General features: G+C 43.5%; 11 protein-coding genes. 10 read left to right on the forward strand and 1 reads right to left on the reverse strand.

The window, feature by feature from the left end; genetic code table 11:
• Positions 1-25 precede the first annotated feature (25 nt).
• The 7 genes from M3193_RS13530 to M3193_RS13560 all read left to right on the forward strand — a co-directional run bounded on the left by M3193_RS13530 (position 26) and on the right by M3193_RS13560 (position 6,800).
• Positions 26-301, forward strand: a complete 276-nt coding sequence (locus M3193_RS13530) for a hypothetical protein (RefSeq protein ID WP_251628632.1) — start codon at positions 26-28, stop codon at positions 299-301.
• A gap of 59 nt (positions 302-360) precedes the next feature.
• Positions 361-1,806 (forward strand): aldehyde dehydrogenase family protein, encoded by a 1,446-nt coding sequence (locus M3193_RS13535; protein ID WP_251628640.1) that lies wholly within the window; start codon positions 361-363, stop codon positions 1,804-1,806.
• Positions 1,807-1,816: 10 nt separating this feature from the next.
• Positions 1,817-2,089, forward strand: a complete 273-nt coding sequence (locus tag M3193_RS13540) for a YciI family protein (protein ID WP_251628642.1) — start codon at positions 1,817-1,819, stop codon at positions 2,087-2,089.
• A gap of 98 nt (positions 2,090-2,187) precedes the next feature.
• The gene (locus M3193_RS13545; RefSeq protein WP_251628644.1) at positions 2,188-2,892 is read left to right on the forward strand and encodes a cysteine hydrolase family protein; all 705 of its coding nucleotides are present in this window, start codon (positions 2,188-2,190) and stop codon (positions 2,890-2,892) included.
• 39 nt (positions 2,893-2,931) lie between these two features.
• Complete coding sequence (locus M3193_RS13550; protein WP_251628951.1) at positions 2,932-4,368, forward strand: cytosine permease; 1,437 nt, start codon at positions 2,932-2,934, stop codon at positions 4,366-4,368.
• A gap of 53 nt (positions 4,369-4,421) precedes the next feature.
• A complete protein-coding gene (locus tag M3193_RS13555; protein WP_251628647.1) occupies positions 4,422-4,937 on the forward strand; it encodes a flavin reductase family protein in 516 nt (171 codons plus the stop codon).
• Positions 4,938-5,057: 120 nt separating this feature from the next.
• Complete coding sequence (locus M3193_RS13560) at positions 5,058-6,800, forward strand: methyl-accepting chemotaxis protein (protein WP_251628649.1); 1,743 nt, start codon at positions 5,058-5,060, stop codon at positions 6,798-6,800.
• A 677-nt stretch (positions 6,801-7,477) separates the two neighbouring features.
• Here the strand turns inward: M3193_RS13560 and M3193_RS13565 are convergent.
• Positions 7,478-8,059: a protein-L-isoaspartate(D-aspartate) O-methyltransferase gene (locus M3193_RS13565; protein WP_251628653.1), complete on the reverse strand. Its 582-nt coding sequence runs from the start codon at positions 8,057-8,059 to the stop codon at positions 7,478-7,480.
• A gap of 659 nt (positions 8,060-8,718) precedes the next feature.
• Here M3193_RS13565 and M3193_RS13570 point away from each other — a divergent pair.
• The 3 genes from M3193_RS13570 (at position 8,719) to M3193_RS13580 (ending at position 11,882) form a co-directional block, all read left to right on the forward strand.
• Positions 8,719-10,191 carry a BCCT family transporter gene (locus tag M3193_RS13570; protein ID WP_251628656.1) on the forward strand — a complete coding sequence of 491 codons (1,473 nt, stop codon included), beginning with the start codon at positions 8,719-8,721 and terminating at the stop codon, positions 10,189-10,191.
• A 74-nt stretch (positions 10,192-10,265) separates the two neighbouring features.
• On the forward strand, positions 10,266-10,925 hold the full coding sequence (locus M3193_RS13575) for a hypothetical protein (protein WP_251628659.1): 660 nt from the start codon (positions 10,266-10,268) through the stop codon (positions 10,923-10,925).
• Positions 10,926-11,093: 168 nt separating this feature from the next.
• The gene (locus M3193_RS13580) at positions 11,094-11,882 is read left to right on the forward strand and encodes an APH(3') family aminoglycoside O-phosphotransferase (RefSeq protein WP_251628661.1); all 789 of its coding nucleotides are present in this window, start codon (positions 11,094-11,096) and stop codon (positions 11,880-11,882) included.
• Positions 11,883-12,007 lie beyond the last annotated feature (125 nt).

A 12,007-nucleotide genomic window follows, 5' to 3' on the forward strand; every position in this document is an offset into this window, starting at 1 on the left:
TATTATAGGGAGGAGAGCAATTGACATGCCAATAGACAAAACGATTCATTTGCCAGATCTGTCCTTCATCCGTTTGTGCAATGAAAAGTATGGTGTCAACAGGGGACTCTATAATACGATCGATACGTTTTTTTATGAACGTGGCTTTGAACGAATCGTAGAAAGACGGAAAAACATTCTATCTTTTCTCGATTATCTCCAAAAGAGTACGGATGAAACGACTACCCGCGTCAAGTTCGGAAGTGGGGGATTAAAGATAAAGATCGATGAATATTTCATCGAGGTAAAAAGAGCGAAATGAAATTGAATAGAGGCAATCCGGTAACCAAGCCCATTCAAAGAAAGAAGGGTAACCTGATTATGACAGAATCGTTAACAAGTATTATCAAGAAACACCTACTTATTAATGGGGAATGGGTGGAAGCTGGGGAGTACGGTTCGCTTCATTCCCCCTACTCAGGAGATATGATTGCGGAAATTCCTTTAGCGACGGCAGCAGAAACAGAGCTGGCGATTGAAGCGGCGATCGATGCACAGAAGACAATGTCAAAAATGCCCGCTCATAGACGCGCCGAGATTTTGGAAAATTTAGTTCTCTTATTGCAGGACAGAGCCGAAGAAGCGGCTGAAATCATAGCAATGGAAGCAGCAAAACCGATTGCTACGGCCAGGGGAGAAGTCAGCAGAACAATTGAAACATACAAGTTTGCGGCTGAGGAAGCGAAACGCATTCATGGTGAAACACTTCCGCTTGACGCTGCTCGCGGAGGAGAAAATCGGTTGGCTTATACAGTGCGTGAACCAATCGGTGTGATTGCGGCCATTACACCATTCAACTTCCCGATGAATCTTGTTGCGCATAAGGTTGGCCCGGCGATTGCAAGCGGCAATACGATTATCTTAAAACCTGCAACACAAACACCGCTCTCCTCATTCTTTATAGCAGAACTCCTTCTGGAAGCGGGATTGCCTGCCGGAGCACTTAACGTTGTTACGGGAAGCGGCAGAGTGACGGGTGACAAACTTGTAACGGATGATCGTGTCAGCATGATTACGTTTACCGGAAGTCCGGCAGTCGGAATTGGAATACGAAGCAGGGCAGGGTTGAAAAGAGTGACTTTGGAACTCGGATCCAATGCAGCGGTGATTGTCGATAAAGACGTTGACATTGATAAGATCATTCCACGCTGTGTAACCAGTGCTTTCGCTTTCCAAGGGCAGGTATGTATTGCTTTGCAACGGGCATATGTCCATGAGGATGTATACGATGAATTTGTTTCGAAGCTTATCAATGAAACGAAAAAGCTGACAATCGGTGATCCGTTAGATGAAAAAACAGATGTGTCAGCACTAATTTCATCCGGAGATGTCGAGCGCGCGCAAAGCTGGATTAAGGAAGCGGAAAGCCAAGGCGCAAAAGTCGTAGCAGGCGGCAATACGGAAGGCAACGTACTCTATCCAACAATTATCTGCGATGCCGATTCAACGATGAAAGTGTCTTGTAATGAAGTGTTTGCCCCAATCATTGTCCTCAATAAAGTGACAGACGTAGATGAGGCAGTGGAACTCGTAAATGACTCACGATACGGATTACAGGCGGGCATTTACACAAACGATATTACGACAGCGTTGAATGCGGCTGAAAATCTCTATGTCGGCGGCGTGATGATCAATGACACCCCAACATTCCGCGTAGATAATATGCCATACGGCGGCGTGAAAGAAAGTGGAACAGGTCGTGAAGGTTTGAAATATGCAGTGGAAGAAATGACGGAAATGAAACTGGTTGTCTGGAACCGGAATTAGGAGGTTGAAGATGACGTATTATGCGGCACTGTTGCACATGATCGATCCTGAGAAGAATAAGGAAACCCTCCCCCGTCATATTGACTATCTGAATGGATTGGATGAGCAGGGGAAAATCTTTGCAAGAGGACCTTTCGGGGATGGGACTGGCGGCCTCGTAGTCTATATCGCAGACTCATATGAGGAAGCTTTGGCTATGGCAGAAGCAGATCCACATGTGATCGAAAAGGTACGCCGACTTGAACTGAAAGAGTGGAAACCGATTATTAGTCAGAATCGGTAGATTGAAAAGTTCATAGAGCTTGAAGCTTTTTAATCCAATTCTTGCATGGTACATGGCAAACATGCTTCATTAAAATAAATAAGAAAGGAGCTTAGCAAATGGATGTAGCGAATACGGCACTCCTCTTGATTGACCTTCAAAAAGAAGGCGGTACTTCAGATGTTGTTGGAATGGAAACGATCATTGCTAAAACAGCTGCTCTAATTGAGGTATGCCGTCAAAAGAATATTCCTGTTATTTACACGCGCCATTTAAATAGAGGGGATGCCATCGGACTTGGAAACAGGGAACCGTTGGATGAAAAAGGAGAGCCCCTTTACTACCATACCGGTACAGAGGCAATTGAGATAATGGATGAAGTGAAGCCGGAACCCAGGGATATCATTATTGATAAATACAGGTATAGCGGTTTTCATGAATCCAGTTTGGATCTGATGTTAAAGGGTCTGAATGTAAAGCATTTATTGCTTGGCGGCGTCCTCACGGATGTCTGTGTCATTTCAACTGCAATGGATGCGTACTACCGAGATTACCAGGTTAACTTGGTAAAAGATCTATGCGGTACAACTACAGAAGGTTCGCATATGGCAGCGACCTTAATGATGGCGAACTGGATCTATGACATCCAAATCTTTGACGCCGATCAACTTTGCAAAAAACTTTCCGGTGAAGAGTATAGCGTTTGGGCATCTAAGGGGCCGGATGAATTGCAATTTACTCCGGAAAATTTGAGAGATGCTTATGCGAAGCTAACAGTCAACCAATTGCAAGAGCATGAATCCATTCATTGCGCTACTAACTAGCGCTGAGTTTCAAACAGAGGGGGAGAATTATTGAAAACCGTGGAGAAAGTTGAAGTGCCGAGCATTGGGGTGGAAGTTGCAGAGCAAGCTTTCGGTGGTGAGGATGTCGTTACGGTAGAACATTACGCGACCGATGAAGTTCCCATGAGTCAAAGAAATATCGGTTTCTTTGACATGATCGCCATATGGGTTGGCGCAAACTCGAATAATGCATCCTGGTACGTTGGGGGAACGGTTGCCGGAATGGCATTTGCTGGGGCGATTACGGTCACATTAATTTCAAATCCTATCGCCTATCTTGTTCTGGCACTTGTTGGGTATATGGGATTTAAAGTTGGAACTTCCACGATGGCATTAACAAGGCCGGCTTTTGGAATTAAGGGAAGTCTCTTGCCAACTGTGTTAAATACCATCGTTTTCTTAGGATGGGCGGTTGTTAATACATTCATTGCCGTCATCTCTATGAGTTTCATATTAAAAGGTTTATTCGGATGGCCTGCTTATGGTGAGCCGGGGAGTGCGGGCCCGATGATTCTGGGCATTGTCTTTATGAGCATTTTGAATTTGGCTGCCGTTTCACTGGGAAGGAACTCCATTAAAATTGTCGAGAGAATTGGAATCGTTCTCGTCCTTGCTTTGGGCATTTGGATTACGGTTGTCGTGTTGAAAACACATTCAATCGCGGACATCATGGCTTGGAAGGCGCCGGCAGATGCGGTCATGCCGGTTGGGAAAGCGATTGACATAATGGCTGCATTCAGCTTGGCATGGGTTCTCGGCATTGCCGAATTCACGAGGTATACAAGGTCCGCTAAAACAGCAACCGTCGCACCGCTTCTTGGCGCATGCCTTTCCCTCATGTGGTTTGCATTCATCGGTATAATCGCTACGATTGGCGCGGCGATTACGACAGGCACATTTAATCCGGATAATTCGGATCCAAGTTCAATTGTGACGAATCTTGGACTCGGTTGGTTTGCATTGGTGCTGATTGTTGTCGCTTGTATTACAACAAACGTGGTGAATCTGATGGCCGCGGGAATTTCAATTACCAACGTAACGAAAAAAATCAAGCCGCTTCATTCCATTTGGCTTGTAACAGTCTTGGCGGGATTTGCAATGCTCATTCCACTGTACTTGGCCAGTTTCTTATATACATTTATGGGCTTCTTAGAGTACATCGGTATGGTATTAAGTGCATTGCTGGGGATTTTGGTTGCCGACTACTTCTTTGTCCAAAAGCGTTCCTATGATGTAAAGGAATTTGAGAAAGTAGGCGGGAAATACTGGTATTCAAAAGGGGTTAATTTAAGAGCGGTAGCTGTCTGGGCATTCGGGGTGGTCTTCTTCTTAGCGATCCGTGACTCTGTTTTATTGGGGAATTCTGTAGGGGCTGTATACCCAACTATAATCGTAACGGCAGTACTCTACAGCCTCGTATCATTGCCGCGGCGAAGAGCTGCAAAGTTGTTGTAAGGGAAGAAACGGTTGTATGAGATCACAAATTACAATAAAGGGAGAGAGCAAACATGGAAAAAGTAGAAAGACAGGATTTGTTCAAACAGATCATGGGGAATTACCCAACAGGCGTAACGATTGTGACAACAACGGATGAGGACGGAAAGCCTGTCGGGTTAACGGTGAATTCATTTGCTTCCGTATCATTGGATCCGCTCATGCTGCTTTGGTCTATCGATCATCGAGTATCGTCGCTGAAAGCGTTTACGGAAGGCGGCAAATTTGCAGTCCATGTTCTGGCAGGTGAGCAACAAGATCTTTGTAAAACGTTTGCAAGTAAAGTTGAGGATCGATTTGCTGCTTGTGAGTGGACCCTTTCCGAAAACGGATTGCCGATCATTGACGGTGCATTCGGCGTATTTGAATGTAAAACGTTCAAAGCGATCGAGGCAGGCGACCATACCGTTTTAATTGGCGAAGTTACAGATATTCAAATTGATCAAGAGAAAGACCCGATGCTCTACCACCGAAGAGTGTTCGGACCGATTCCAGAAGAGTTTTACACGCCGAAACAACCTATCGCATAAGTCCATACCAGCTAGACCGCGAAGAAGCCCCACTCCTTCATTCAGAAGAAGTTGGGGCTTCTCGTGATAATAAGTGAACGATGTAGAGTGTACAATCCGGCTAATGGGGGAGAAAGGTTCATGTTTCAGCTTAATTTGAGAAAAAAACTTATCATTATTTCATTTTTGTTTTTATGTGTCCCAAGCTTATTGATCGGCTTGGTTAGCTACAAATTATCGTTGGATAGCTTGAATGAATCAGGGAAATTGATGATGAAAAACAGTGTGAAGCAAACGATTGAAATGATTAAAACGATGGATGACGAAGTGCAAAAAGGTACTATTAGTCTGAAAGAGGCGCAAGAGTATGTGAAAGTGGCCATTTTGGGGGAAAAGCAAGCAGACGGAACACGTCCGATTAATAAAAATATAGATTTAGGAGAAAATGGCTATTTTTATATTATCGATCAAAAGGGCATGCAAGTGGCTGATCCTTTTTTAGAAGGCACGAATACATGGGATTATAAAGATGATAACGGTGAATTTTTCTTTCAAGAAATGATCAAGAGGGCGCAAACAGAAGGATCATTTTATCTTGATACGATGTGGGAATTGCCCAATGAGCCAGGTAAGATGGCGCTAAATGTAAGTTATGTTGAGCTTGAACCCACTTGGGGATGGATTGTTTGCACGAATAGCTTCTATCAGGATTTTAATAAGAGAGCGAACGATATTGTTACAACTCTCATTATTATACTCGCAATCTCATTGGTAGTCGGTGGAGCATTCATTATCCTGTTTTCGCGAAAAATTTCAAGTCCGTTGCTAAAACTAGCAGAGCAAGTTAAGCACGTCGCAAAAGGAAATCTTACAATTGATGTCCCGACCGTAAAGAACAAGGATGAGATTGGTATCGTCGTAGAAGGCTTTCAACAGATGATTCAGAGCATGAGACAGCTGATCACTCAAATTAATGTCACATCCCACCAAGTCGCTTCCTCTGCGGAACAACTAATGATTAATGCTGGGCAAAACACCAAAACGAGTGAGCAAATCGTCGCTGCGATTCAGGAAGTTGCCGGTGGGTCAGAAACACAGACGGCAGGTGCGGAAACTACTGTACATAGGATGACAGAAATGGATATAGGGCTCCAAAGCATTGCAGCAACAATTTCGGATGTTTCTCAAGCGGCCCGACATTCCTCCATCTTAGCAGAAGGAGGAAACAGCTCCCTGCAGCACCTCGTTGGACAAATGAATATGATTCGTACGTCTGTCGAACAATCCAATACCTCGATTAAAAGGTTGGATGGACGCTCACGTGAGGTTGGGCAAATCCTTGAAATTATGCGAGACATAGCGGACCAAACTAATTTATTGGCTTTGAATGCCGCAATCGAAGCGGCACGGGCTGGGGAACAAGGTAAAGGTTTTGCTGTCGTTGCTAATGAGGTGAAAAAACTCGCGGAACAGTCGTCAAATTCTGCGCAACATATCGCGAACTTAATTATAGAAATGCAGGAAGAGACGGACACGTCAGTCCAGAGCATGAATGAAGTAAACGCCGAGGTGGATGCTGGGCTTACGATTGTGAATGAAACCGAGAGCAAATTTCATGAAATCGTAAATTCACTGCACCAGGTTGCCAATCAAATTCAAAACGTATCGGAGACAACACAGCGAATGAAGACGAGCGGACAGGAAATAACTTCATCTGCGAAGGGGATGAGCCAAATTGCGCAAACCACTTCCGAACATGCCATAAGTGTATCGGCAGCCAGTGAAGAGCAACTCGCTTCCACGGAAGAAATTGAAGCATCAGCTTCTTCTTTGGCTCAACTAGCGGAAGAAATGCAAACGCTGATCTCGAGATTTAACGTATGAAATTGTAAACTGGCACATTATCTCGGCTCCCTGTTTGACGCAGGGAAATCCGAAATAATGTGCTTTCTTGTTTACTTAATAGGTGCATCGTGCAAAGAGGTTAGTTTTCTAGATTGATTAATCTCCCGAGAGGATTTTTGCTGCTATTGTAATCAATCCACTTTTCCATCTCTCGTTCCACAGCCCTATTTTGCCATTCAAACCATACCCCTGAACATTCCCCGCAATGGCTTTCCACTCCACTGTTATGATGTGAATCTCTTTGTGTGAAATAAGTCGTTTTGCGACAGATATAGCAAAATACTTTCTTATCTTCATAATAGTTATTTGCCAAGAGAATCAGCTCCCGAAGTTTTACACTTATTCTTTCCAGGTTTGATTTATTTCATACGGAAGTAGAAGGTTAAAGTCTGAGGTGTAACAATCGGTTTGGGAGTTTAAGTGGCAGGGGGTGGGTGGGCAGTTGGGAATGGTGCAAGGAGAATTATATCGATCATTTCCCACGAATTATCGTTCATTTCCCGAAGTTTATCGAACATTTCGAGGGGGATATCGATTATTTCCCAACATATATCGATCATTTCCCGAGTTATATGGTCATTTTGTGACTATGGACCTAATAGAGAGGGCGCTAAAGATCGATCACGAGCAATGATTCGCGAGTTATGTAATACACTCTATTCATACTTCCCCCTCAACGGAACAAATCTCACTTCCTCCAGCACTGTCGTATGGATTTCTCCGTCTTCATCTTTTCCAACCAGCAAAAGCTCCTGTAGAAGGGGTGTACCTACTGGAATAATCATTTTTCCTTCGATCGCTAATTGGTCGATGAGCTCACGCGGCACTTGGGCAGCGGCGGCCGTCACCATAATCCGGTCGTAAGGAGCGTTTTCTTCCCAACCGGTGCTACCGTCATCCAGTTTGAAATTAATGTTAGAGAAGCCGGCTTTCTCCAATCGTTCCATTGCCCGTTCATGCAAGGCGGCGATTCGTTCAATTGTGTAAACGGAATTCGAAAAGGCGGCGAGCAGGGCGGTCTGGTAGCCGGATCCCGTTCCGATTTCGAGCACTCTTGAACTGGGCTGCAAATCGAGGGCCAATGTCATTTCAAGTACGAGGGAAGGCTGGGAAATTGTCTGTTCATGCCCGATTGGAATGGCCTCGTCCATATATGCGAATTCCTTGAGTTCATCCATGAAAAAACTGCGGTCGAGTTTTTGAAAATAGGTGATGATGTCGTGGTTTTGATCGGCCATTGTAGACGCCCCTTCGTAAAATGATGGCTTGCACTGCATAGTAACCTTTTCCTTTAATGGGTGTTCATAAACAACATGAACCTAACTTCACTCAGCCATACCATCCAACGCCTTCACCCATTCTCAAAAGGGAAAGGGTGTCTACTTATTTTAAATTCAGAAATTTGAAAGATAAGTGGTGGTTTTATATGGTGAAATTGATGCGGATAGTAGGGAGGGAAAACGATGATTTGTTGAAGTTAGGAAAAGATGACTGATGAACATAATCACATCTTAAACGGTGCCTGTGTAAGACACAATTCAGATTATGAACTACAATTGCATAAATGACTGAAAGAATCCAGTAACACCAAGAAATCACCGTATTTTTATTACTTTTTATGAATTGTCATAAATGTGCCTTGCACAGGCACCCACACAATTCTCACACAATTTGCACGGATGAAGATGTTTGAAGTTTTTTTAAATGGGTATAATTGAATGCTGAATCTTTATGGCCGTCTATGACGATTTTCTAAATCGGATAGGCGGCTCGTTTTATAGTGGTTTACGTATAGCTGGGAAGTTCTGTTCTCATGCTAAGGAGGGGGAGTTCTCATTGATGTGATTTATGATTTCTGTGAAAGATAGAGAAGCGGAATAGAGAGAGGGGAATTTTCTTGCATATTACTAGGGTATTTTGGTATTCGGTCGTTATTTGTATAGCGATTGTACTTTGGGGTTCATTTGCCCCGAATAGTTTGAACGGGTTGACAGTAGCTGTGACCGAATTTATTTATGATCACTTTGCATGGTTTTACATATTCGTCATCGTTGCGATGATCAGTTTTTGCTTTTATATTATGTTTTCGCGTTTTGGCAAGGTAAAGTTAGGTAAACAGAATGAGAAGCCTGAATTTAGTTTGCTGGCATGGTTTGCGATGTTGTTCAGCGCAGGTATGGGTATTGGATTGATGTTCTTTACAACGGCGGAGACCATTTCTCATGCGTTCATCAGCTCGCCGAACGCGACGCCAGGGTCTGATCAGGCGATACTCGAATCACTTCAATATGCGATGTTTCACTGGGGCCTTCATGGCTGGGGGCTGTACAGCATTGTAGCCCTTGTACTCGCTTACTTTAAATTCCGCGTTGGCGCTCCCGGGTTGATCAGTGCGACGCTTGAGCCGTTGTTCGGCAAGAAAATCATGCGGGGTACAGTTGGACATATCGTAGATACGCTTGCGATTTTTGCCACCGTTGTCGGTGTCGCATCTACTCTCGGTTTCGGATCAGCGCAAATAAACAGCGGGTTGTCCTATCTCTTTAACGCCCCTAAAACGTTTTGGTTTCAATTGATCATTTTACTAATATCGACGGTCTTATTTATTGTATCCGCATGGTCGGGTATCGGACGGGGCATAAAATACTTAAGTACAATTAATATTGTCGTTGCATTCTTCCTGTTACTCCTCGTGTTTATTGTCGGTCCGTCCATGTACATTTTAAATCTATTTACAACTTCAATCGGTAAATATGCAGGGAACTTCATTGAAATGAGTTTTGAACTTAAACCGTTGAATGGCGATCAGCGCCAGTGGATTAATGAATGGACAATCTTTTATTGGGCATGGTGGATTTCCTGGGCGCCGTTTGTAGGCATGTTCATTGCACGCGTTTCAAAAGGCCGGACAATAAGAGAGTTTGTCGCAGGCGTATTACTTGCTCCGACACTTGTGACATTCATCTTCTTTGCTGTTTTTGGCGGCTCGGCATTGTATCTTGAGCAGAACGGGATTGCTAAGCTGTCCACTTTAGTTACGGAAACGGTGACATTCGGCATGTATGAGCATTATCCACTAGGAACGGTCTTGTCTTTGATTACCGTGTTTGTAATTGCCATATTTTTTGTAACCTCTGCGGATTCGGCAACATTTGTACTCGGCATGTTCAGTACAGGAGGACAATTGAATCCTTCGAATGTTGTCAAAATCGTATGGGGGCTCGCTTTATCAGCAATGGCGGCCATTGTCATGTACTCCGGAGGCATTAAAGGCTTTCAAAATATGCTCATCATATCAGCCTTGCCGCTCTCATTTATTATCATTTTAATGGTCGTATCCTTTTACAAAGTCATTCAACAAAAAGAGTGATCAGCGAATTATTCATTTAGTCATTGGAATGAAAAGTGACAACAAACTAGAAAAAATTATAAGGTGGGTTCGTAGTGAATTTATTGAATGTTAGAAGAGGACAATTTGTTTATTATCAAAATAAACTGCACAAAGTGTACTCGGTAAACCCGTTTTTCAGGAAGTCTGTGCATCTAATCCGGCTTGAAGATATGGAGCAGCAGCTCGTAACTGCTAGAGAGATCACATTGTATAGACCGAAGCATTTGGATAGTTTCAGGTTCAATTATCAACGATACACGCTTCATAAAGAAGTGAAAGCAAAAGTCGGTGATTATATTTTAATTATTAACCCGAAACCTGACTCCATTGACCATCACCATCTGCACGCGATTGAAACTGTCTCTTCCATAGAAGCAAACGGCGTAATCAGCAACAGATCGAATGGCATCAGACATAGCGAGTATTGGGTTATGGTGCCTGGGCTGGAAGAGGGCGCAACAATCATTGACCGGGCACAGCCTGACGGGAATGAACCAAACGAGCACGCGAAGGTGGAGGAACATCATCCAATTCAAATCCATATGCCTAAAATCGGCGATGTGTACCAAAAAAACAATAGTGATCCCGTCATACTGGCAATGGTCGTCGCCATCAAAGGAGAGACTGTCTATTTAGGCGGGGATATCGAAGTCCATATTGATAAATTGACGAAAAGCGGAGTGTGGAGCTTACAGACACAGGTGTCATTGTAAATTATTTCGTGTAACAGCGAGAAAAGGAAAAGAAGAGAAGGGGAGTCAATCAGAGCGGTTTTGGTTGGCTCCTTTTTGCTGTATTAATGTTGTCATTCAACTGGAATCATAATTTCTGGATTTTTAGGAAGGACTTGCTGTAATGTGGAAGCTAGAGAGATTATGAAAATGGCGGTGATTCATTTGATGGAAGTACCTTCAAGTTTATCTAAATTGACAAAAGGATTCTCGTGGGAACCGATTACTATCGGCCATTCGGAGGCGATGACCTTCTTGTTGAAAGGACCTCAGACGAATCAATACTTGAAAGTGCAACCGATACATTCTGTTGAACACCTTTTTGATGAAAAAGAAAAATTGGAGTGGTTAGAAGGTAAGCTGCCTGTGCCGCGCGTGCTTTTTTATGGAAAGGACGAGGCACACGAATACTTGCTGATGTCTGAAGTAAAAGGCGTAAATGCTTCGGATCAATCACATCGGGACGATTTGCCTTCGATGTTGGAGTCGTTAGGAACCGGACTCAAGACGATCCATCGTGTTCGCATTGACAATTGTCCTTTTATTCAAAGCATGGATGTGAAATTAGTAGAGGCGAAAAATAGAGTAGAACAAGGATGGGTCGATGAAGATGATTTTGATGAGGTGCGCAAAGGGAGGAAAGCAATCGATCTTTTTGAAGAGCTCATCGCTAAAAGGCCGTTGAACGAGGAGTTTGTTTTCACGCATGGGGACTATTGTTTGCCGAATGTGATTATGGAAAAACAAGGAGTAAGCGGGTTTATAGACTGGGGCAGGGCTGGGCTTTCGGATAAATATCAGGATTTGGCTTTGGCAATACGAAGCATTACGAGTAATTTCGGCAAGGAATTTGTCCCTTTCTTTCTCGCAGGTTATGGAATGAGAGAATTGGACGAATCTAGAGTCGCTTTTTATCAACTAATGGATGAGTTTTTTTAAAACAATGTTTCATTACTCAATTACCAACATATCGTAAGTGTCCTGCAGCAATAATAAATAATCCATCCTTGAGTGGAAGCTCATAATGGATGGATTATTTAAACACTCACGTGACCCCCTTGAAG

The organism is Sporosarcina luteola, assembly GCF_023715585.1.
Classification (GTDB): Bacteria; Bacillota; Bacilli; order Bacillales_A; family Planococcaceae; genus Sporosarcina; species Sporosarcina luteola_D.

Excerpts from the sequence above, each read along its gene's own strand:
- M3193_RS13560 (WP_251628649.1), top strand. The coding sequence starts at position 5,058 with ATGTTTCAGCTTAATTTGAGAAAAAAACTTATCATTATTTCATTTTTG.
- M3193_RS13565 (WP_251628653.1), bottom strand. The coding sequence starts at position 8,059 with ATGGCCGATCAAAACCACGACATCATCACCTATTTTCAAAAACTCGAC.
- M3193_RS13540 (WP_251628642.1), top strand. The coding sequence starts at position 1,817 with ATGACGTATTATGCGGCACTGTTGCACATGATCGATCCTGAGAAGAAT.
- M3193_RS13535 (WP_251628640.1), top strand. The coding sequence starts at position 361 with ATGACAGAATCGTTAACAAGTATTATCAAGAAACACCTACTTATTAAT.
- M3193_RS13530 (WP_251628632.1), top strand. The coding sequence starts at position 26 with ATGCCAATAGACAAAACGATTCATTTGCCAGATCTGTCCTTCATCCGT.
- M3193_RS13545 (WP_251628644.1), top strand. The coding sequence starts at position 2,188 with ATGGATGTAGCGAATACGGCACTCCTCTTGATTGACCTTCAAAAAGAA.
- M3193_RS13580 (WP_251628661.1), top strand. The coding sequence starts at position 11,094 with ATGGCGGTGATTCATTTGATGGAAGTACCTTCAAGTTTATCTAAATTG.
- M3193_RS13555 (WP_251628647.1), top strand. The coding sequence starts at position 4,422 with ATGGAAAAAGTAGAAAGACAGGATTTGTTCAAACAGATCATGGGGAAT.